Consider the following 19,909-nt stretch of genomic DNA (forward strand, 5'->3'; position numbering starts at 1 on the left):
CGAACGGGAGGCTCTGGCTAAATAAGCGGCATCATAGCATCCCAATTAGTGGGAATGACGCGGGACTTCAGCCCCACGGCAACCCACCAGGAAGTCAAAGTCGCAGCCTTGGTCCGCTTGCAGCACGTGGTCGATGTACAGCTGACGGTAGCCGCCGACGATCAGCTTCTGCGGGGGGGCCAGGTCCGCCATGCGCGCCGCCAGCTCTGCGTCGGGGATGTCCAGGTGCAGGCGGCCATTGGCGCAATCGAGTTCGATCCAGTCACCTTCCTTCACCGTCGCCAATGGGCCACCGGCAGCGGCTTCCGGTGCCACGTGCAGCACCACCGTGCCGTAGGCGGTGCCGCTCATGCGCGCGTCGGAAATACGCACCATATCGGTCACACCCTGGGCCAGCAGTTTGGCCGGCAAGCCCATGTTGCCGACTTCGGCCATGCCTGGGTAGCCCTTGGGCCCGCAGTTTTTCATGACCAGGATCGAGTTGGCATCCACGTCCAGCGCCGGGTCGTTGATGCGGGCCTTGTACATGTCGAAGTCCTCGAACACCACCGCACGGCCACGGTGCTGCATCAACTGCGGGCTGGCGGCCGACGGCTTGAGCACCGCGCCCAGCGGCGCCAGGTTACCGCGCAGCACGCAAATGCCGCCGTCGGCGCGGATCGGGTTGTCGAGGGTGCGGATGACTTCGTCCTGGCCATAGATCGGCGAGTCCTTGGTGTTTTCGCCCAGGGACTTGCCATTGACGGTCAACGCGTGCGGATGCGGGATCAGGTTGGCTTCGCCCAGGCGGCGCAGCACGGCCGGCAAGCCGCCGGCGTAATAGAACTCCTCCATCAGGAAGCGTCCCGAGGGTTGCAGGTCGACGATGGTCGGCATGCCACGGCCCATGCGTGTCCAGTCATCCAGGTCGAGCTCGACGCCAATGCGCCCGGCAATGGCTTTCAAGTGGATCACCGCGTTGGTCGAACCACCGATGGCCGCATTCACGCGGATCGCGTTTTCAAACGCTTCCTTGGTAAGGATCTTCGACAGCTTCAAGTCTTCGCGCACCATCTCCACCGCGCGCATGCCGGACATGTGCGCCAGCACGTAACGCCGCGCATCCACCGCCGGAATCGCCGCGTTGTGGGGCAGGGAAGTGCCCAGGGCCTCGGCCATGCACGCCATGGTCGACGCGGTGCCCATGGTGTTGCAGGTGCCCGCCGACCGCGACATGCCACCTTCGGCGGCGAGGAAATCGTCCAGGGTAATCGTACCGGCCTTGACCTGTTCGCTGAGCTGCCAGACCACGGTGCCCGAGCCGATGTCCTGGCCCTTGTGCTTGCCGTTGAGCATCGGCCCGCCGGTGACCACGATGGCCGGCACGTCGCAACTGGCCGCGCCCATCAGCAGGGCCGGGGTGGTTTTGTCACAGCCGGTCAACAGCACGACGCCGTCGATGGGGTTGCCGCGAATGGCTTCTTCCACGTCCATGCTCGCCAGGTTACGGGTGAGCATGGCGGTGGGGCGCAGGTTGGATTCGCCGTTGGAGAACACCGGGAATTCGACAGGGAAGCCACCGGCCTCGATCACGCCGCGTTTGACGTGCTCGGCGATCTGGCGGAAATGCGCGTTACACGGGGTCAGCTCCGACCAGGTGTTGCAGATGCCGATGATCGGTTTTCCGTGGAACTGATGGTCGGCGATGCCCTGGTTCTTCATCCAGCTGCGGTACATAAAGCCGTTCTTGTCGGCGGTGCCGAACCACTGGGCGGAGCGGAGGGCGGGCTTTTTATCAGGCATGATGGCTTCTCTTATTGTATGACTATATGTTCTATATGTGGCTAAACATAAGCGCAAAATCGAAGCTTTGGAAGTGTTGTTTTGCAAATAGTCCTACTATATAGTCCGTCTTAACTGAGGCATGACCCTGGCGGATTTTCGCGAGAGGCGTCCCCCGAGCTTCTATAAAAACAACAATCGGAGATCGACCCCCATGAGCCAGGAACTGCGGCTTATTCGGCGCATCACGCTGAAACTGATTCCCTTCCTGATCCTGCTGTACCTGGTCGCCTACGTGGACCGCTCGGCAGTCGGCTTTGCCAAGTTGCACATGGGCGCCGACGTCGGCATTGGTGACGCCGCGTACGGTCTGGGTGCGGGGCTGTTCTTCATTGGCTACTTCCTGTTCGAGATTCCCAGCAACCTGATGCTCGACCGTTTCGGCGCCCGGCGCTGGTTTGCGCGCATCATGCTCACGTGGGGCGCCATCACCATCGGCATGGCATTCGTACAAGGGCCACAGAGTTTTTACCTGATGCGCTTTCTGCTCGGTGCGGCGGAAGCCGGGTTCTTTCCGGGCGTTCTCTACTACATCACCCAATGGTTTCCGGTGCGCCATCGCGGCAAGATCCTCGGGCTGTTTATCCTGTCCCAACCCATCGCGATGATGATCACCGGCCCGGTGTCCGGCGGCTTGCTGGGCATGGACGGCATTCTTGGGCTGCACGGCTGGCAGTGGCTGTTTATCGTGATCGGCACCCCGGCGCTGCTGCTCACCTGGCCGGTGTTGCGCTACCTGCCGGACGGCCCCAAACAGGTCAAGTGGATGAGCGAAGACGAAAAGACCTGGCTCACCGGCGAGCTCAATAAAGACCTGCAAGCCTACGGCCAGACCCGCCACGGCAACCCGCTGCATGCGCTCAAAGATAAGCGGGTGTTGCTGCTGGCGCTGTTCTACCTGCCGGTGACCTTGAGCATTTATGGGCTGGGGTTGTGGCTGCCGACGTTGATCAAGCAGTTCGGCGGCAGTGACCTGGTCACCGGGTTCGTCTCGGCGGTGCCGTACATCTTCGGCATCATCGGCCTGCTGATCATCCCGCGCAGTTCCGACCGCTTGAACGACCGCTACGGCCACCTCGCGGTGCTCTATGTGCTCGGCGCCATCGGCCTGTTTTTGAGCGCCTGGCTGAGCGTGCCGGTGCTGCAAATGGCCGCGCTGTGCCTGGCGGCGTTTGCGCTGTTTTCCTGCACGGCAGTGTTCTGGACGTTACCGGGCCGGTTTTTTGCCGGCGCGAGCGCGGCGGCAGGGATTGCGCTGATCAATTCGGTGGGCAACCTCGGCGGCTACATCGGTCCGTTTGTGATTGGTGCACTCAAGGAATACACCGGCACCCTGGCCTCCGGTTTGTACTTCCTGAGCGCGGTGATGGTATTCGGGCTGGTGCTGACCGGCGTGGTCTACCGCCTGCTGGAGCGCAAGCACGTGCTGCCGGTCGAGCAATTCGCCGCCAGTGCGCGTGGCGCCACACGTACTTAATCGAGGAGTCACTTCATGCGTTTAGTTCAGTTCGAGTTACGTAACGGCGAGCGCCGCGTCGGCGTCGTGGAAGGCCGCACAGTGCGCGAAGTGCAGAGCGCCCGCAGCGTGCGTGAGTTGGCGCTGGCTGCCATTGAAGCCGGCGTGGGCCTGGCGCAACAGGTCAACCGCCTGGGCCTGGGTGACAGCTACGACTACGCGGCGCTGTTGGCCGACCTGAAAATCCTGCCACCCCTCGACCACCCGGACCCGGCGCATATGTTGATCAGCGGCACCGGCCTGACCCACCTGGGCAGTGCTTCGGCGCGCGACAAGATGCACAAGCAAGTCGGTGACGACAGCGCCATGACCGACACCCTGCGCATCTTCAAATGGGGCGTGGAGGGCGGCAAACCCGCCGCCGGCCAAGCGGGCGTACAACCTGAATGGTTCTACAAGGGCGACGGCAGCATCGTTGTGCGCCCGGGCGCAGCATTCCCGGTGCCGCCGTTTGCAGAAGATGCCGGCGAAGAACCGGAGATCGGCGGCCTCTACGTGATCGGCCACGATGGCAAGCCTTATCGCCTTGGCTTCGCCGTAGGCAACGAATTTTCCGACCATGTGATGGAGCGCAAAAACTACCTGTACCTGGCGCACTCCAAACTGCGCAGTTGCAGCTATGGCCCCGAATTGCGCGTGGGCGAGTTGCCCCAGCACCTGGCGGGCACCAGCCGCATCCTGCGCGACGGCGAAGTGATCTGGCAGAACGAATTCCTCAGTGGCGAGGCCAACATGTGCCACAGCCTGGAAAACCTCGAATACCACCACTTCAAATACCGCCAGTTCCTCACGCCGGGCGATGTGCATATTCACTTCTTCGGCACCGCCACCTTGTCATTCGCGGACGGTATACGTACCCAGCCGGGGGATGTGTTCGAGATCAGCCAAACCGAATTCGGCGCGCCGCTGATCAACACAGTCGGTAAGGCCGACGCGGTGTTCGAACCCGGCAATGTCATCACCCTTTAAGGAGAACTCCATGACCTCGTTCCTCGGCCACAACTACATCGGCGGCCAGCGCAGTGCCCAGGGCAGCGTCACGCTCAACAGCGTCGACGCCAGTACCGGCGAATCCTTGCCCCTGGCCTTCTATCAAGCCACGCCCGAGGAGGTCGATGCCGCCGCCCGCGCCGCTGCCGCCGCTTACCCGGCCTACCGCTCGTTGAGTGCCTCGCGCCGCGCGCAATTCCTGGATGCAGTGGCCGACGAACTGGAGGCGCTGGGTGATGATTTCATTGAGTTGGTCTGCCGCGAAACCGCATTGCCGGCAGCGCGTATAAAAGGCGAGCGCGGGCGTACCAGCGGGCAGATGCGTTTGTTTGCCACGGTGTTGCGTCGTGGCGACTTCTACGGCGCACGTATCGACAACGCCTTGCCCGACCGCCAGCCACTGCCGCGCCCGGACCTGCGGCAATACCGCATCGGCCTCGGCCCGGTCGCAGTGTTTGGCGCGAGCAATTTCCCCTTGGCGTTTTCCACCGCGGGTGGCGACACCGCTGCGGCATTGGCGGCGGGTTGCCCGGTGGTGTTCAAGGCTCACAGCGGGCATATGGCGACCGCCGAGCGCGTTGCCGATGCAATCATTCGGGCGGCCGAGGCCACCGAGATGCCGGCGGGGGTATTCAACATGATCTTCGGCGGCGGCGTCGGCGAAGCACTGGTCAAGCACCCGGCGATCCAGGCGGTGGGCTTTACCGGCTCGCTCAAGGGCGGTCGCGCGCTGTGTGACATGGCGGCGGCCCGCGCGCAGCCGATCCCGGTGTTTGCCGAGATGTCGAGCATCAACCCGGTGATTGTCTTGCCCCAGGCGTTGCAGGCGCGCTCGGAAACAGTCGCCCGCGACCTGACCGCTTCGGTGGTGCAGGGCTGTGGGCAGTTTTGCACCAACCCCGGCCTGGTGATCGGCATCGCTTCGGCGCAGTTCACGGCATTCACCGAGCAAGTGGCACAACTGATCGGCGCTCAACCGGCGCAAACCATGCTCAACGCCGGCACCTTGAGCAGCTACGGCAAAGGCTTGGAAAAACTGCTCGCACACCCCGCTATTCAGCACCTGGCGGGTAATGCCCAAACCGGCAATCAGGCGCAGCCGCAGCTGTTCAAGGCCGATGTGCGTTTGTTGATCGACGGCGATGAAGTGCTGCAGGAGGAAGTGTTTGGCCCAACTACCGTGTTTGTCGCCGTGGCCGACCAGGCCCAACTCAGCCAGGCCTTGCACGGCTTGCACGGGCAACTGACGGCGACGATTATCGGCGAGCCCACCGACTTTGAGCAGTTCGCTGAATTGACGCCGTTGCTGGAGCAAAAGGTCGGCCGCATCCTTCTTAACGGTTACCCAACCGGTGTTGAAGTGTGCGATTCGATGGTCCATGGCGGCCCCTACCCGGCGACCTCCGATGCCCGTGGCACCTCGGTCGGCACCCTGGCCATCGACCGTTTCCTGCGCCCGGTGTGCTTCCAGAATTACCCTGATAGCCTGCTGCCTGACGCGTTGAAAAACGCCAACCCGTTGCGTATTCAGCGGCTGGTGGATGGCATGCCTTCCCGCGACCCGCTGTAACACGTACCTGAGAACCCTGCTCCAGGAGGCAACATGCCGTGTACCGCAGTCACCGCGCACCGTGCGCAGTTGGGCGAAGGCCCGTTCTGGGACGTGCCGACCCAGGCGCTGTATTGGGTCAATATCGCCGGCAAACAGGCGCTGCGCCTGATGGGCGGGCAATTGCAGATCTGGCAGTTGCCGGAGCATGTTTCGGCATTCATCCCGTGTGAAAGCGGCGATGCACTGGTGACCTTGAGCAGCGGCGTGTATCGCCTGGACCTGGCAACCGAGGCCTTGACCCTGCTCTGTGTCGCCGACCCGCAGCCCGGCAACCGGGGCAACGAAGCGCGCTGTGATGCCCAGGGCCGACTGTGGCTGGGCACCATGCAAAACAACCTCGGCGAGCGCGGTGAGGACCTGCCCATCACGCGGCGTTCCGGTGGTTTGTTTCGTATTGACGCCGACGCGCAGGTAACCCCGCTGCTGCATGGCCTGGGCATTCCCAACACCTTGCTGTGGAACGAGGACGGCACCCAGGTGCACTTCGGCGACAGCATGGACGGCACGTTGTATCGGCATTCGATCCAGGCGGGTGGCCAGCTCGATGCGGCCCAGGTGTGGTTCGGTCCGCATGCGCGCGGCGGGCCGGACGGCTCGGCGCTGGACAGCGAAGGCTATATCTGGAATGCGCGCTGGGACGGCAGTTGCCTGCTGCGCCTGTCGCCCGAAGGCGAGGTGGAGCGCATTCTCGAACTGCCTGTCAGCCGGCCCACCAGTTGCGTGTTTGGTGGCCCCAACCTCACCACGCTGTATATCACCAGCGCCGCCAGCCCCTTGGGCCACCCGCTGGATGGCGCGGTATTGGCCATTGAGCTCGATGTGCCCGGCACACCCTGTCACCGCTTTGCCGGTTAACCCCAAGACTTAAAAACAACAACAAGGAGTCACCCTATGAATCGTCGTCGTGGTATCCGTTCCCTGTGCTGCGCCGCTGTCGCGGTGTCGGCCCTGAGCTTGAGTGGCCTGTTGCTGGCCGCTGAAGAAGTGAAGATCGGCTTTCTGGTCAAGCAGGCCGAAGAGCCCTGGTTCCAGACCGAATGGGCCTTCGCTGAAAAAGCCGGCAAGGAGCATGGTTTTACCGTGATCAAGATCGCCGTGCCCGATGGCGAGAAAACCCTGTCGGCCATCGACAGCCTGGCCGCAAACGGCGCCAAGGGTTTTGTGATCTGCCCGCCGGACGTGTCCCTCGGGCCGGCCATCGTGGCCAAGGCCAAGGCCAACGGGCTGAAAGTGATTGCGGTGGATGACCGCTTCGTCGACGCCAAGGGCAACTTCATGGAAGACGTGCCGTACCTGGGCATGGCGGCCTTCGAAGTCGGCCAGAAGCAGGGCGCCGCGATGGCGGCTGAGGCGAAAAAACGCGGCTGGGACTGGAAGGACACCTACGCGGTGATCAACACGTTCAACGAGCTCGATACCGGTAAAAAACGCACCGACGGTTCGGTCAAATCCCTGGAAGACGCCGGCATTCCCAAGGACCACATTCTGTTCACTGCCGCCAAAACCCTCGACGTACCGGGCAGCATGGACGCCACCAATTCGGCGTTGGTCAAACTGCCCAGTGGCGCCAAGAACCTGATCATCGGCGGCATGAACGACAACACCGTGCTGGGCGGCGTACGCGCCACCGAAAGTGCCGGCTTTGCCGCAGCGAATGTCATCGGTATCGGCATCAATGGCACCGACGCCATCGGCGAATTGAAGAAACCCAACAGCGGCTTCTTCGGCTCGATGCTGCCGAGCCCGCACATCGAGGGCTACAACACCGCGAAGATGATGTTCGACTGGGTCACCACCGGCAAGGAGCCACCGAAGTACACCGCCATGGATGAAGTCACGCTGATCACCCGCGAGAACTTCAAGCAGGAACTGGAAAAAATCGGTTTGTGGAACTGATGGATTTCCTCGGCGGCCCCGGCAACGGGGCCGCCTGATCCGTGTGACGAGGTGGTTATGCACGCGCAAGTACAGACACACAACGCCGCTGCCCGGTTGTGCTTTAACGGTATCGGCAAAACCTTTCCCGGGGTCAAGGCGCTGGATGGCATCAGTTTCACCGCCTACCCTGGGCAGGTGCACGCCTTGATGGGCGAAAACGGCGCAGGCAAGTCGACCCTGTTGAAGATTCTCGGCGGAGCTTATCAGCCCAGCAGCGGTACGTTGCAGATCGGCGAGCAGGTGCTGGCGTTCAAATCCGCCGCCGACAGCATCGCCAGCGGCGTCGCGGTGATTCACCAGGAATTGCACCTGGTGCCGGAGATGACGGTCGCCGAGAACCTGTTTCTGGGGCATCTGCCGGCGCGCTTCGGGGTGGTCAATCGCGGCCTTCTGCGCCAGCAAGCATTGGCGTGCCTCAAAGGCCTGGCGGATGAAATCGACCCCGAGGAAAAACTCGGTCGCCTGTCCCTCGGCCAACGCCAACTGGTGGAAATCGCCAAGGCGCTGTCCCGTGGCGCCCGGGTGATTGCCTTCGATGAGCCGACCAGCAGCTTGTCGGCCCGCGAGATCGATCGGCTGATGGCGATCATCACGCGCCTGCGTGACGAGGGCAAAGTGGTGCTCTACGTGTCGCACCGCATGGAGGAAGTGTTCCGCATCTGCAACGCCGTCACGGTGTTCAAGGACGGCCGCTACGTGCGCACCTTTGACGACATGAACGCGTTGACCCATGACCAGTTGGTGACCTGCATGGTCGGTCGCGATATTGAGGATATTTACGACTACCGTGCGCGCGAACACGGCGAGGTCGCGCTCAAGGTTGACGGCCTGCTGGGCCCGGGCTTGCGTGAGCCGGTGAGCTTTGAGGTGCGCAAGGGCGAGATTCTTGGCCTGTTCGGGCTGGTGGGCGCGGGGCGTACCGAGCTGTTTCGGCTGCTCAGCGGGCTGGAACGCGCGAGCGCCGGCCACCTGCAGCTCTGCGGGCAACCACTGCAGTTGCGCTCACCCCGCGATGCGATCGCAGCCGGTGTGTTGCTGTGCCCGGAAGACCGCAAGAAAGAGGGGATCATTCCGCTGGCAAGCGTCGCGGAAAACATCAATATCAGCGCACGCGGTGCTCACTCCGCGTTCGGTTGGCTATTGCGCGAGGGCTGGGAAAAGGGCAATGCCGGCCAGCAGATCAGCGCGATGAAAGTCAAAACCCCGAACGCGGCGCAAAAAATCATGTACCTGTCCGGCGGCAATCAGCAGAAGGCCATTTTGGGCCGCTGGTTGTCGATGCCCATGAAGGTCTTGCTGCTCGACGAGCCGACCCGTGGCATCGACATCGGCGCCAAGGCCGAGATCTACCAGATCATCCACCACCTTGCAGCGCAGGGCATTGCGGTGGTTGTGGTGTCCAGCGACCTGATGGAGGTCATGGGCATTTCCGACCGCATCCTGGTGCTGTGCGAAGGCGCCTTGCGCGGCGAACAACAGCGTGAACACGCCACTGAATCCAACTTGCTGCAGCTGGCCCTGCCACGCGGCCCGGCGAACTGAGAGATGACCATGACAACCCAACACAACGCGTTGCCGACGGCACGCAAACCCCTGGATGTGCGTGCGCTGCTCGATAACTGGGCGATGTTGCTGGCGGCGATCGGGATCTTTGTACTGTGCGCCTTACTGATCGACAACTTCCTCTCGCCGCTGAACATGCGCGGGCTGGGCCTGGCAATTTCCACGGTCGGCATCGCCGCCTGCACCATGCTGTTTTGCCTGGCGTCGGGGCATTTCGACTTGTCGGTGGGCTCGGTGATTGCCTGCGCCGGGGTCGTCGCGGCGATCGTGATGCGCGATACCGACAGCGTGATGCTGGGCATTGGCGCCGCGTTACTGATGGGGCTGCTCGTCGGGCTGATCAACGGCATCGTGATCGCCAAGCTGCGGGTCAATGCCTTGATTACCACGCTGGCGACCATGCAGATCGTGCGCGGCCTGGCCTATATCTTTGCCAACGGCAAGGCTGTAGGGGTGTCGCAGGAGCAGTTTTTCATCTTCGGCAACGGCCAGTTGCTGGGCGTGCCGGTGCCGATCCTGATCACCATTGTATGCTTCCTGTTTTTCGGCTGGCTGCTCAACTACACCACCTATGGGCGCAACACCATGGCCATCGGCGGCAACCCGGAAGCGGCGTTGCTGGCCGGGGTGAATGTCGATCGCACCAAGATCCTGATCTTTGCCATGCATGGCGTGATTGGCGCGCTGGCGGGGGTGATTCTGGCTTCACGCATGACCTCCGGCCAGCCGATGATTGGCCAGGGGTTTGAGCTGACGGTGATTTCCGCCTGCGTGCTCGGCGGGGTCTCGTTGAGCGGCGGGGTAGGCATGATTCGCCACGTGATTGCCGGGGTGTTGATCCTGGCGATTATCGAGAATGCGATGAACCTGAAGAACATCGACACCTTTTACCAGTATGTGATTCGCGGTTCGATCCTGCTGCTGGCGGTGGTCATCGACCGCATGAAACAGCGCGGATAACCCGGTCTGTGAAAGCCAAAAAGGAGGGAGCGGGCAAGCCCGCTCCCAGCGTTTATTTGGCGCTGAACTTAAAAATGGTGTGTTGGCTATAGGTCTGGCCGGGGTTCAGGCGTGTCGACGCAAACTTCGGCTGGTTAGGCGCATCCGGAAAGTGCTGGGTCTCCAGGGTGAAACCGCTCCAGTGCTGGTAAGTCTTGCCGGCTTTGCCCTTGACCGTGCCGTCGAGGAAGTTGCTGGTATAGAACTGCACGCCAGGCTCGCTGGTGTAGAGCTGTAAATGCCGGCCTGACGCGGGGTCGTGTACTTCAGCCGCGAGTTTTTTGATATCGCCCTGAGTGTCCAGCGCCCAGTTGAAGTCAAACCCGCCCTGTTTCGGCTCGGCGAATTTGAGCTGTGGGTGGTCATCCTTGATGTGCTGGCCGATCGGCGTGGGTGCCAGGAAGTCCATCGGTGTGCCTTTGACCGGTGCCAGTTCGCCGGTAGGGATCAAGGTGGCATTTACCGGCGTGTAGTGGCTGGCATGCAAGGTCGCGACGTGCTTGAGGATGTCGCCGTTACCCGCGCCGGCGAGGTTGAAGTAACTGTGGTTGGTGAGGTTGAGCACCGTGGGTTTGTCGGTGGTGGCCGTGTAATCGATGTGCAGTTCGTTGTTGTCGTTGAGGCTGTAGGTGACCTCGGTTTTCAGATTGCCGGGGAAGCCCATCTCGCCGTCTTTGGACAGGTACGTGAGGGTCACGCCGACCGAGTCCTTGCCCTTGACTGGCTTGGCTTGCCACACGTGCTTGTCGAAACCCTGTGCGCCGCCGTGCAGCGCGTTGGGGCCGTCGTTGAGGGGTACCTGATAGCGTTTGCCATCGAGCTCGAAGGCGCCGCCCGCGAGGCGGTTGCCAAAGCGCCCGATGGTCGCGCCAAAAAATGCGCTGCCGGCCTGGTAACCCTGTACATCGTCAAAACCGAGCACTACGTCCTCGGCCTTGCCGTTTTTATCCGGTACTTTCAGCGACTGCAATACGCCGCCGTAGGTGATGACCGTGGCTTGCATGCCATGGCTGTTGCGCAATATGTACTGCTCGACGGCAGTGCCGTCATTGGTTTTGCCGAAGGGTTTTTGCTCGCTGGTGAGGCCTGCGGCCTGGACACCGCCGCTGGCAATCATCATGGACAGGGCAAGGCCGGAAAGCAGGTGACGAGGGTGCTTCATGGTCGAACTTCCTTTTGTTGTTTTCAGTGGAATAGTTCTACTAATGTGCGATATTTTGTCGATGGAACAGCAGATTTATAGCCTTTTACTGCCTTTTTGCAAAATAAAATAAGACTAATTGAGTGAGGCATCCGTTATATGAATATTGCGCAGGCTGTGTATCCCGACCTCAAGGGTAAGACCGTACTGGTCTCCGGAGGTGCTTCGGGCATTGGTGAGTTCATGGTGCGGGCCTTCGCCGCGCAGGGGGCGAGGGTGGGCTTTGTGGACCGGGCACAAAGCCAGGGTGAGCGATTGGCGGCGTTCTTGAGTGCCCAAGGGCACACCGTGCAGTTTTTGCACTGCGACATCACCGATGACATCGCCTTCCAGGCGGCGATAGAGCGTTTCGAACATTCGCTCGGCCCCATCACCGTGCTGGTCAACAACGCCGCCAACGATGTGCGCCACACCCTGGAAGAGGTCGATTCGGCGATGTTCGACCGGTTGATAGCCGTCAACCTCAAGCACGCTTTTTTTGCCGCGAAGGCGGTGGCGCCGATGATGAAACGCGCGGGCGGCGGGGCAATCATCAATTTGGGTTCGGTCGGTTGGATGATGGCGTCTGCGGGCTACCCGGTATACGCGGCCAGCAAGGCTGCCGCCCATGGCATGACGCGGGCGCTGGCCCGGGAGCTGGGACCGGAGCGCATCCGGGTCAACACCCTGGTACCCGGCTGGGTCATGACCGAAAAACAATTGGCGATGTGGGTAGACGACGCGGCCCGGGAGCTGATCAGCCGCAGCCAGTGCCTGCCAGGCAGTGTGCTGCCGGAACACATCGCCAATATGGCGTTGTTTCTTGCCTCTGAGGTATCGGCGATGTGTTCGGCGCAGAACTTTATTGTGGATGGCGGTTGGGTGTAGTCGCGTCAGGTGTAGTCGCGTTACTCGATCGGGTATCTGCGAAAGGCCGGATGCTGCTCAAGCGCGCGGGTATGGCGTTGCAGGTGGGGAAACGCATCGGCTTCGAGCACCGTCGGCAGTTTGAACCGGGTAAACGACCAGGCGACTGCCGCAGTCAGCGCGGCTTGGCTCAGCGGTTCGCTGCTGGGCTGGGCCAGGTGTTTTTCCAGCAGCGTATAGGCCGCCAGCAACTGCCCGGTGACGCGCTCGATCCACGGCGCGTGCAGTTTCTCCGCCGGGCGCAGGTGGTGTTCATAGACAATCTGCACGGTTTTCTCACACGCTGCCAGGGCCAACCCGAGCACTTGCAGCGCATGGGCGCGCGCCTCGGCCTGTGCGGGCAGGAGCTTCCTGTCGGGCGGCGCGAGGGCTTCGAAGTAATCCAGGATCAGGCTGGAATCCATCAGCACCGTCCCATCCTCCAGCACCAGGCTGGGCGCCTTGACCACCGGGTTGATCCGCGCGAATTCGTTGAAGGTGCTGAACACGGACAAGGGTTCATGCACAAAGTCTACGCCGTACAACTCCAGGGAAATTGCCACGCGGCGAACGTAAGGCGAGTCCAGCATACCGATCAGTTTCATGCAGCCTCCATTGCTATCCGGATCATTGGCTCAAGAGAGTAAGGGCTGTTGATCGGCGTGCGCAATGGCCTGACGTAACTGCCCATAGGCGCTCACCAATTGCTCCAGGCTGAACGCCAGGTTGCGCCCACTGGGGTTGGGCAACACCCACACCGACGCATCGCCCAATGATTGCGCTTGCAAGCCCCAGGCTATCGCGCGCTGGCCAGACAACGCGCTGTAACCGGCCTTGCCGAGAAAGGCCACGCAGCGTGGCCGGTAGTGGCGGACTTTCTGTTCGAACCCGGCCGCCGCGGCCTTGAATTCATGCCGTGCCAACTCGCTCGCACTCGCCGTCGGGCGCTCCACGACAGTGGTCAAGCCGCAGTGGTAGTGCAGCAAGGTACGCCCGTTTTCGGGAAAAATTTCATGGGGCGTGAAACCGGCCAGGTGCAGGGTGCGCCAGAAGCGGTTGCTGCGGTTGGCAAAGTGCTGGCCGAGCGCGGCAGAACCCTTGCCGGGGTTGATCCCGCAGAACACGACCGTCAGTTGCTCGGCCAGGATGTCTTCGAGTCGTTCGCTCATGTCGGGTCTGCCTGTCAGTGGGGGAGCGGCCATTCGCTGAAGCGCTGCGCCTGCGCAGCCATGGCCGCGGGCGGTGATGCTGGCCACAGCGTGACAAGCTATCCGCCGATAGCTTAACGTCCTTGGCCAGCGGGGGGCAGGCAAAGTCGTCGGCGGCGATAAGGTCCAGGGGCAGCGGCCGTTCACGTCAGTGCCCCTGCAAAACCCGCCATTAAACGCTAATGTGGGGCTGATCCACGCGCTGGGTGGCGGATCAAGCGTGGCCCGATTGTCTGCATCGAACCGTACTGAAACCAAGGAGAATCAAGCATGACCGATTACGTACCCGCGAAGGTGTGGACCTGGGACACCGAAAGCGGCGGCACCTTCGCCAGCATCAACCGGCCCATTGCCGGTGCGACCCATGACAAGACACTGCCAGTCGGCAAGCACCCGCTGCAACTGTATTCCCTGGCCACGCCCAATGGGCAGAAAGTCACCATCCTGCTGGAGGAGTTGCTGGCCCTGGGGCACGCCGGCGCTGAATACGATGCCTGGCTGATCAAGATCGGCGATGGCGACCAGTTCGGCAGCGGGTTTGTTGCGGTCAACCCGAACTCCAAGATCCCGGCATTGATGGACCATAGCGGTGACACGCCGATTCGGGTGTTCGAGTCCGGTGCGATCCTGCAATACCTGGCGGAGAAGTTCGGGGCGTTTTTCCCCACCGAACCGGCTGCTCGCGCTGAGTGCCTGTCGTGGCTGTTCTGGCAGATGGGCAGCGCGCCGTATCTGGGCGGGGGCTTCGGGCATTTTTATGCGTATGCGCCGAGCAAGATGGAATACCCGATCAATCGGTTTGCGATGGAAACCAAGCGCCAGTTGGATGTGTTGGACCAACGCCTGGCGGTGAGTGAGTACATCGCCGGGGATGAATACACCATCGCCGATATTGCGATTTGGCCCTGGTACGGTGGCTTGGTTAAAGGCCGCTTGTATGGGGCGGCAGAATTCCTGTCGGTGCAGGATTACAAGCACGTGCTGCGCTGGGCCGACGCCATCGAAGCGCGACCTGCGGTGCAGCGCGGGCGCCGGGTCAATCGGGTTTCCGGGGAACCTGCGGAGCAGTTGCCGGAGCGGCATGCCGCAAGCGACCTGGACTGAATGCACGCACCTTGACGGTCTTCGGGCCGTCTGTTGCGATGACCGGGTGGATGGCCGTGAAGTCACCGCGGGTCGGCTAATCTGCGCGGGTCAAAACCGCCCTCAGCGTGTGGACTTTTCACTATGAAGACTTGCCCTGTTCAAGCCCCTTTAGAGCCGCAGTCCGTCTGCCATCCCATCACCCGCAGCGCGATCTTTATGGTTGCTACCGTTACCCCCGGCAGTGAAGACCGCGTGCGCGCCTGGTGTGGCGACATCGCCGGCCTGGTGCGCTCGGTGGGCAAGCGCGTACCGGCGGGCAACCTGACCTGCGTCTGTGGGTTCGGCTCGCAGGCGTGGGACCGGCTGTTCGGCGCACCGCGCCCGGCGGCCTTGCATTCGTTTCGCGAGTTTGGGGTGGAAGGGCGCAAGGCCGTTTCGACACCCGGTGACATCCTGCTGCATATCCGTGCCGAGCAGATGGACCTGTGTTTCGAACTGGCCACGCAACTGATGGCGGCCCTGGGCGACAGTGTCAAGGTGGTGGATGAGGTCCAGGGTTTCCGCTACTTCGATATGCGCAGCATCATCGGTTTTGTCGACGGCACCGAGAACCCGGTGGGGCGCAAGGCGGTCGGGTTCACCATCGTCGGCGATGAAGACCCTGAATTCGAAGGCGGCAGCTACGTGCTGGTGCAAAAGTACCTGCACGACATGGCCGCCTGGAATGGCTTGACCGTGGAAGCGCAGGAGCGGGTGATCGGGCGCACCAAGCTGGCGGACATTGAATTGGACGAAGAAACCAAACCAAGCAACGCCCACAGCGCGTTGACCGTAATCACCGATGAAAACGGCGAAGAAGTGAAGATTCTGCGTGACAACATGCCGTTTGGCCGACCGGGCGCCGGTGAGTTCGGCACCTACTTTATCGGCTACGCACGCTCGCCGCAGCCGTTGGAGCAGATGCTGGAAAACATGTTCGTCGGCCGCCCGGTCGGCAATTACGACCGCTTGCTGGACTTCAGCACGGCGGTGACCGGCGGCCTGTTTTTCGTGCCTTCGGCCGACTTGCTCGACGCGCTGGCCGACCGCCCGCCTGCGGCTTAGCTCAATGCTGCTTAACTGAGCAGCCCGGTGCTGACCGCAACGATCAGGAAAATCCCCAGCAGCGCGCGGTAGATCACGAACGGCCAGGTGGAGAACCGCTCCAGGAACTTCATCAGGCCCCAGATTGCGAAGAACGCCGAGACGCTGGCGACCACCAGGCCGAAGAGCAAGTGCGACCAGGCGTGGGCGGGCAGCTCGGCGTGCAGCAACACCCACAGTTCTTTCAAACCGGCGAGGGCGATGGCCGGCAAGCCCAGCAGGAAGGAAAAGCGCGCGGCTTCTTCACGTTTGAAGTTGAGGAACAGGGCGGCGGTCAGCGTGGAACCTGAACGCGAGACGCCGGGAATCAGCGCACCAATCTGCGCAATGCCGACAATCAGTGCATCGCGCAGGCGCATTTCGCTCATGTCCCGCGTGTGGCGTGCCCGCACTTCGGCGACTGCCAGCAACACCGCCATGACCACACAGGAAATGCCGATCACCATCAGGCCGCGCAACGGCGAGTTGCAGGTGTTGAGGGTCGAGGACAAGGCCAGCCCGGCAATCCCGATCGGGATGGTCGCCAAAATGATCGCCACCGCCAGCTTGAACCACCGGTCGTTGTAATCACCCCGGCGCACCGCGCTGATGCTGCCGGTGGTCACCTGGTGCACATCGCGCCAGAAGTAACTGACCACCGCCGCCAGCGCCGCCAACTGCATGGCCGCTGAAAACGCCGAGCCCGGATCTTGCCAGCCGAGCAGGGCAGGCACCACGCGCATGTGGGCCGTGGACGAGACGGGCAACAGCTCGGTAATGCCCTGGATCACGCCCAGAATGAAGATCTGCAGGTAATCCAGGGAGGCAAAACCCACATCCAGGCCGGCGGAACAGACGTTTGTCAAAGTACATGTCCTTGAAAAATAGGGAGGCGGGCAAAGTTTATTCTAAATGTTTCAGGATTTTCGGCGGGGCCCGACAAATCCGCAATCGGTTCAGCAAACAGAAAGGTTAGGCAATGTATTGGCCTGCACGCGTGTTTTGTGAACAATGGCGCCCTGCTTTTTTTGACCGAGAGCCTCATGCCTGAAACCACCGTCGAATTGATCCAGACCGGCCCCGACGCGTCGGAGCTGATCCGCAATCTTTACCAGTACTACGCCTACGAGTCCTCGGACTGGGAGCAGGAAGATGTGGAGGCGGACGGCCGCTTCTACATCCATGACGAGCACCTGACGCGCTATTGGCAAGACCCGCAGTGGAGCGCCAACCTGCTGCTGGTCGATGGGTATATCGCCGGCTTCCTGTTGATCGAAGGCAGCGAACTGCCCGGCATCGATGCCCTGGAACTGGCTGACCTGTTCATCCTCAAGCGCTATCGTCGCAAAGGCATCGGCCGCGCCATCGCGACCCAGGTGTTGAGCAGCGGCCAGACCAATTGGCTGGTGCGTTTTTACGATCAGGATGAAGTGTCCCAGGCGTTCTGGCGCGCAGTGCTGGACGACCTGCCGCGCCCGGCGCAGACGCTTGAGCTGGATGATGACCCGCAGTTGGTGAGCTACCTGATTACGCGTGCGGCGCTGCATTGAACGCTTGCTGCATCGCCTGAGGCGGCTGCCCGAACGCGCGCAGAAACGCCTGGCGCATGCGTTCGCGATCACCGAAGCCGGTTTCGCGGGCCACCACTTCGACCGGGTGACGGCTGGTTTCCATCATCGCCCGGGCGGCTTCCACGCGCAGCGATTCGATGGCCTTGGCGGGGGTTTGCCCGGTTTCTTCGCGAAACACCCGGCTGAACTGGCGCGGGCTGAGCCGGGCCACATCGGCCAGGGCCTCCACCGACAGGTCATGGGTCAGGTTCTCGCGGGCATAGGCCAGGGCCAGTTGCACGCGGTCTGACTTGGGATCGAGCTCCAGCAAGGCCGACAATTGCGATTGCTCGCTGCCGCGACGTTGCGCAATCACCAGTTTGCGCGCAATACGCCGGGCGAGGTCGCTGCCCAGGTCGGCTTCTACCATCGCCAATGCCAGGTCCACGCCGGCGCTCATGCCGGCGCCGGTCCATACCTGGCCGTCCACCACGAACAACTTGTCTTCTTCCAAGTGAATATCCGGGTAGCGCTTGCGGAACGCGGGCGCGTGGATCCAGTGCGTGGTGGTGCGTTTACCTTGCAGCAGGCCGGCTTCGGCCAGCACGAAGATGCCCATGCACAAGGAGGCGACCCGCCGTGATTGAGCGGAGGCGGCCTTTACCAGTTCCAGCAGGTTGGCCTCCGGCAGACGAAACTCCAGATAGCCGCTGACGATCAGCGTGTCATAGCCCTGCGGCCGCAGAGGCGTGGTATTCACCGAAAAGCCCTGGGACGTCATCACCGCGCCGCCGCTCTCCGAAACCAGGTGGAACTCGTAGGCCGACTCACCCCTCAGCAGGTTCGCGCACTCGAACACCGAACCCAGGCTGAGGCTCAGGGACTGGAAGTTCGGGTAAACCATCAGCGCAACGCTGTGCATCGTCATTCTCCAAAGGGGCGCGAGCGGGGATTGTCGACGGGTGTCGGCGAAACGGCAATCAACTTTGCGTCATGTCCGGAATCCTTGCGGATATGACATTGTTGAAGTTTTTCTCGCCGCCTAACATTCCCTCAACGAACTAGACGACTGGTCTAATCGGACGGGAAGAACAATGAACAGCGAAACCAAAAGTACAAGGCAGACGATCCTGGATACGGCGCAATTAATTGTCAGCCGCAAAGGGTTTTCTGCGGTGGGGTTGAACGAAATACTTCAAGCCGCCGACGTACCGAAAGGCTCGTTTTATCACTACTTCAACTCTAAAGATGCATTCGGCGTTGTCTTGCTGGATACCTACTTCGATCACTATGTGCAGGGTATCGAGCAACTGTTCCAACAACCCGAACTGTCCGGCGGCGCCAAATTGATGCGGTATTGGCAAACCTGGGTCGACAACCAGACCGGCTGCACCGATGCGGGCAAATGCCTTGCCGTCAAACTCGGTGCTGAGGTGTCAGACCTTTCAGAGCCGATGCGTTTGGCCCTGCAGCGCGGCACCGCACGTACGATTGCTTTACTGGCCGAGGCCTTGCTGCAAGGCGTCGAAGACGGCTCGCTGACGGTTCAGCAACCCCCGCAACGCCTGGCCCAACGCCTGTATGCGCTGTGGCTGGGGACCAGCGTGATGAGCAAGATTACCCGAACATCTGCGCCGTTTGACGAGGCGCTGCTGCTGACCCGACACCTGTTGGGTTGCCCTGAACACACCGATGCTTACACCTACTGAAACCCATCGATCGAGGCACTGGAAAATGAAAGTATTAATGGTACTGACCTCTCACGACCAGCTTGGCGATACCGGCCGTAAAACCGGCTTCTGGCTTGAAGAGTTTGCGGCTCCCTATTACACCTTCAAAGACGCCGGCGCCGAGCTGGTGCTGGCCTCTCCGGCAGGCGGCCAACCGCCGCTGGACCCGGTCAGCGACCAGCCTGACGCGCAGACCGAACAGACCCGACGTTTCGCCGCTGACCCGGCTGCACAGCAGGCCCTGGCCAACACCGTCAAGCTCGACACGGTCAACGCCGACGACTTCGACACCGTGTTTTACCCAGGCGGGCACGGTCCGCTGTGGGACTTGGCAGAGTCGAGCACGTCCATCGCGCTGATCGAGTCGTTCGAGCGTGCCGGCAAGCCCATCGGCTTTGTCTGCCATGCGCCCGGCGCACTGCGTCACGTCAAGGCGGTCAATGGCGAGCCGTTGATCAAGGGCCGTCGCGTTACCGGCTTCTCCAACGCCGAAGAGGCCGCTGTCGGCCTGACCGATGTGGTGCCGTTCCTGATCGAAGATGAGTTCAAGACACTCGGCGGCCACTATGCAAAGGGCGCTGATTGGCAATCCTTTGTGCTTGAAGATGGTTTGCTGGTAACCGGGCAGAACCCTGCCAGTTCCAGTGATGTGGCTAAGGCCCTGCTGAAACTCACCGCATAACTTAAT

Annotated in this window: 19 protein-coding genes; 13 read left to right on the plus strand and 6 right to left on the minus strand. The window is 61.8% G+C overall.

Translation table 11 applies throughout. From position 1 onward, the window contains the following. Window positions 1-45: 45 nt before the first annotated feature. Window positions 46-1,782: an IlvD/Edd family dehydratase gene (locus JFT85_RS27915; RefSeq protein WP_053256675.1), complete on the minus strand. Its 1,737-nt coding sequence runs from the start codon at window positions 1,780-1,782 to the stop codon at window positions 46-48. A 193-nt stretch (window positions 1,783-1,975) separates the two neighbouring features. Here JFT85_RS27915 and JFT85_RS27920 point away from each other — a divergent pair, with 193 nt between their 5' ends. The 7 genes from JFT85_RS27920 to araH are packed head-to-tail and all read left to right on the plus strand — an operon-like array spanning window position 1,976 to window position 10,400. Beyond that, window positions 1,976-3,298: an MFS transporter gene (locus tag JFT85_RS27920; protein ID WP_053256674.1), complete on the plus strand. Its 1,323-nt coding sequence runs from the start codon at window positions 1,976-1,978 to the stop codon at window positions 3,296-3,298. A 15-nt stretch (window positions 3,299-3,313) separates the two neighbouring features. Then, window positions 3,314-4,306, plus strand: a complete 993-nt coding sequence (araD1, locus tag JFT85_RS27925; protein WP_069553562.1) for an AraD1 family protein — start codon at window positions 3,314-3,316, stop codon at window positions 4,304-4,306. Between the two features lie 10 nt (window positions 4,307-4,316). After that, window positions 4,317-5,897, plus strand: coding sequence for an aldehyde dehydrogenase (NADP(+)) (locus tag JFT85_RS27930; protein ID WP_078828488.1), 1,581 nt, complete (start codon window positions 4,317-4,319; stop codon window positions 5,895-5,897). 33 nt (window positions 5,898-5,930) lie between these two features. Beyond that, on the plus strand, window positions 5,931-6,794 hold the full coding sequence (locus JFT85_RS27935; protein WP_078828487.1) for an SMP-30/gluconolactonase/LRE family protein: 864 nt from the start codon (window positions 5,931-5,933) through the stop codon (window positions 6,792-6,794). A gap of 36 nt (window positions 6,795-6,830) precedes the next feature. Continuing rightward, window positions 6,831-7,835: a substrate-binding domain-containing protein gene (locus JFT85_RS27940; protein ID WP_053256670.1), complete on the plus strand. Its 1,005-nt coding sequence runs from the start codon at window positions 6,831-6,833 to the stop codon at window positions 7,833-7,835. A 57-nt stretch (window positions 7,836-7,892) separates the two neighbouring features. Then, window positions 7,893-9,419, plus strand: a complete 1,527-nt coding sequence (gene araG, locus JFT85_RS27945; protein WP_073637768.1) for an L-arabinose ABC transporter ATP-binding protein AraG — start codon at window positions 7,893-7,895, stop codon at window positions 9,417-9,419. Window positions 9,420-9,428: 9 nt separating this feature from the next. Further along, window positions 9,429-10,400, plus strand: coding sequence for an L-arabinose ABC transporter permease AraH (araH, locus tag JFT85_RS27950; RefSeq protein WP_053256668.1), 972 nt, complete (start codon window positions 9,429-9,431; stop codon window positions 10,398-10,400). 52 nt (window positions 10,401-10,452) lie between these two features. Here araH and JFT85_RS27955 read toward each other — a convergent pair whose 3' ends face one another. Then, window positions 10,453-11,601: an aldose epimerase family protein gene (locus JFT85_RS27955; protein ID WP_053256667.1), complete on the minus strand. Its 1,149-nt coding sequence runs from the start codon at window positions 11,599-11,601 to the stop codon at window positions 10,453-10,455. Between the two features lie 138 nt (window positions 11,602-11,739). On the opposite strand from JFT85_RS27955, the gene JFT85_RS27960 reads away from it, so the two are divergent. Further along, window positions 11,740-12,507 (plus strand): SDR family NAD(P)-dependent oxidoreductase, encoded by a 768-nt coding sequence (locus JFT85_RS27960; RefSeq protein ID WP_053256666.1) that lies wholly within the window; start codon window positions 11,740-11,742, stop codon window positions 12,505-12,507. A gap of 20 nt (window positions 12,508-12,527) precedes the next feature. Here JFT85_RS27960 and JFT85_RS27965 read toward each other — a convergent pair whose 3' ends face one another. Together JFT85_RS27965 and mug are read right to left on the minus strand one after the other, a co-directional pair. Continuing rightward, window positions 12,528-13,130: a glutathione S-transferase family protein gene (locus tag JFT85_RS27965; protein WP_201230805.1), complete on the minus strand. Its 603-nt coding sequence runs from the start codon at window positions 13,128-13,130 to the stop codon at window positions 12,528-12,530. 30 nt (window positions 13,131-13,160) lie between these two features. Then, the gene (mug, locus tag JFT85_RS27970; protein WP_201230807.1) at window positions 13,161-13,694 is read right to left on the minus strand and encodes a G/U mismatch-specific DNA glycosylase; all 534 of its coding nucleotides are present in this window, start codon (window positions 13,692-13,694) and stop codon (window positions 13,161-13,163) included. A gap of 309 nt (window positions 13,695-14,003) precedes the next feature. On the opposite strand from mug, the gene yghU reads away from it, so the two are divergent. Continuing rightward, a complete protein-coding gene (yghU, locus tag JFT85_RS27975; protein ID WP_078828485.1) occupies window positions 14,004-14,837 on the plus strand; it encodes a glutathione-dependent disulfide-bond oxidoreductase in 834 nt (277 codons plus the stop codon). Window positions 14,838-14,960: 123 nt separating this feature from the next. Next, window positions 14,961-15,923 (plus strand): Dyp-type peroxidase, encoded by a 963-nt coding sequence (locus tag JFT85_RS27980; RefSeq protein WP_053256662.1) that lies wholly within the window; start codon window positions 14,961-14,963, stop codon window positions 15,921-15,923. A gap of 11 nt (window positions 15,924-15,934) precedes the next feature. Here the strand turns inward: JFT85_RS27980 and JFT85_RS27985 are convergent, their stop codons facing one another. After that, complete coding sequence (locus JFT85_RS27985; protein WP_053256661.1) at window positions 15,935-16,807, minus strand: undecaprenyl-diphosphate phosphatase; 873 nt, start codon at window positions 16,805-16,807, stop codon at window positions 15,935-15,937. Window positions 16,808-16,984: 177 nt separating this feature from the next. Between JFT85_RS27985 and JFT85_RS27990 the strand changes: the two genes are divergently transcribed. Further along, window positions 16,985-17,491 (plus strand): GNAT family N-acetyltransferase, encoded by a 507-nt coding sequence (locus JFT85_RS27990; protein WP_053256789.1) that lies wholly within the window; start codon window positions 16,985-16,987, stop codon window positions 17,489-17,491. On the opposite strand, the gene JFT85_RS27995 is transcribed toward JFT85_RS27990, so the two are convergent. Then, on the minus strand, window positions 17,469-18,413 hold the full coding sequence (locus JFT85_RS27995; protein WP_053256660.1) for a GlxA family transcriptional regulator: 945 nt from the start codon (window positions 18,411-18,413) through the stop codon (window positions 17,469-17,471). The genes JFT85_RS27990 and JFT85_RS27995 overlap by 23 nt on opposite strands. A gap of 172 nt (window positions 18,414-18,585) precedes the next feature. Between JFT85_RS27995 and JFT85_RS28000 the strand changes: the two genes are divergently transcribed. Together JFT85_RS28000 and JFT85_RS28005 are read left to right on the plus strand one after the other, a co-directional pair. Continuing rightward, the gene (locus JFT85_RS28000; RefSeq protein WP_069553569.1) at window positions 18,586-19,200 is read left to right on the plus strand and encodes a TetR/AcrR family transcriptional regulator; all 615 of its coding nucleotides are present in this window, start codon (window positions 18,586-18,588) and stop codon (window positions 19,198-19,200) included. 25 nt (window positions 19,201-19,225) lie between these two features. After that, window positions 19,226-19,903 (plus strand): type 1 glutamine amidotransferase domain-containing protein, encoded by a 678-nt coding sequence (locus JFT85_RS28005; RefSeq protein ID WP_053256658.1) that lies wholly within the window; start codon window positions 19,226-19,228, stop codon window positions 19,901-19,903. Window positions 19,904-19,909: the final 6 nt, after the last annotated feature.

Source organism: Pseudomonas sp. TH04 (assembly GCF_016651355.1).
Taxonomy (GTDB): domain Bacteria; phylum Pseudomonadota; class Gammaproteobacteria; order Pseudomonadales; family Pseudomonadaceae; genus Aquipseudomonas; species Aquipseudomonas fluorescens.

What these genes read in the sequence shown, in the direction of transcription:
- JFT85_RS27915 (WP_053256675.1), bottom strand. Translation starts at nt 1,782, where the DNA reads ATGCCTGATAAAAAGCCCGCCCTCCGCTCCGCCCAGTGGTTCGGCACC.
- JFT85_RS27920 (WP_053256674.1), top strand. Translation starts at nt 1,976, where the DNA reads ATGAGCCAGGAACTGCGGCTTATTCGGCGCATCACGCTGAAACTGATT.
- araD1 (WP_069553562.1), top strand. Translation starts at nt 3,314, where the DNA reads ATGCGTTTAGTTCAGTTCGAGTTACGTAACGGCGAGCGCCGCGTCGGC.
- JFT85_RS27930 (WP_078828488.1), top strand. Translation starts at nt 4,317, where the DNA reads ATGACCTCGTTCCTCGGCCACAACTACATCGGCGGCCAGCGCAGTGCC.
- JFT85_RS27935 (WP_078828487.1), top strand. Translation starts at nt 5,931, where the DNA reads ATGCCGTGTACCGCAGTCACCGCGCACCGTGCGCAGTTGGGCGAAGGC.
- JFT85_RS27940 (WP_053256670.1), top strand. Translation starts at nt 6,831, where the DNA reads ATGAATCGTCGTCGTGGTATCCGTTCCCTGTGCTGCGCCGCTGTCGCG.
- araG (WP_073637768.1), top strand. Translation starts at nt 7,893, where the DNA reads ATGCACGCGCAAGTACAGACACACAACGCCGCTGCCCGGTTGTGCTTT.
- araH (WP_053256668.1), top strand. Translation starts at nt 9,429, where the DNA reads ATGACAACCCAACACAACGCGTTGCCGACGGCACGCAAACCCCTGGAT.
- JFT85_RS27955 (WP_053256667.1), bottom strand. Translation starts at nt 11,601, where the DNA reads ATGAAGCACCCTCGTCACCTGCTTTCCGGCCTTGCCCTGTCCATGATG.
- JFT85_RS27960 (WP_053256666.1), top strand. Translation starts at nt 11,740, where the DNA reads ATGAATATTGCGCAGGCTGTGTATCCCGACCTCAAGGGTAAGACCGTA.
- JFT85_RS27965 (WP_201230805.1), bottom strand. Translation starts at nt 13,130, where the DNA reads ATGAAACTGATCGGTATGCTGGACTCGCCTTACGTTCGCCGCGTGGCA.
- mug (WP_201230807.1), bottom strand. Translation starts at nt 13,694, where the DNA reads ATGAGCGAACGACTCGAAGACATCCTGGCCGAGCAACTGACGGTCGTG.
- yghU (WP_078828485.1), top strand. Translation starts at nt 14,004, where the DNA reads ATGACCGATTACGTACCCGCGAAGGTGTGGACCTGGGACACCGAAAGC.
- JFT85_RS27980 (WP_053256662.1), top strand. Translation starts at nt 14,961, where the DNA reads ATGAAGACTTGCCCTGTTCAAGCCCCTTTAGAGCCGCAGTCCGTCTGC.
- JFT85_RS27990 (WP_053256789.1), top strand. Translation starts at nt 16,985, where the DNA reads ATGCCTGAAACCACCGTCGAATTGATCCAGACCGGCCCCGACGCGTCG.
- JFT85_RS27995 (WP_053256660.1), bottom strand. Translation starts at nt 18,413, where the DNA reads ATGCACAGCGTTGCGCTGATGGTTTACCCGAACTTCCAGTCCCTGAGC.
- JFT85_RS28000 (WP_069553569.1), top strand. Translation starts at nt 18,586, where the DNA reads ATGAACAGCGAAACCAAAAGTACAAGGCAGACGATCCTGGATACGGCG.
- JFT85_RS28005 (WP_053256658.1), top strand. Translation starts at nt 19,226, where the DNA reads ATGAAAGTATTAATGGTACTGACCTCTCACGACCAGCTTGGCGATACC.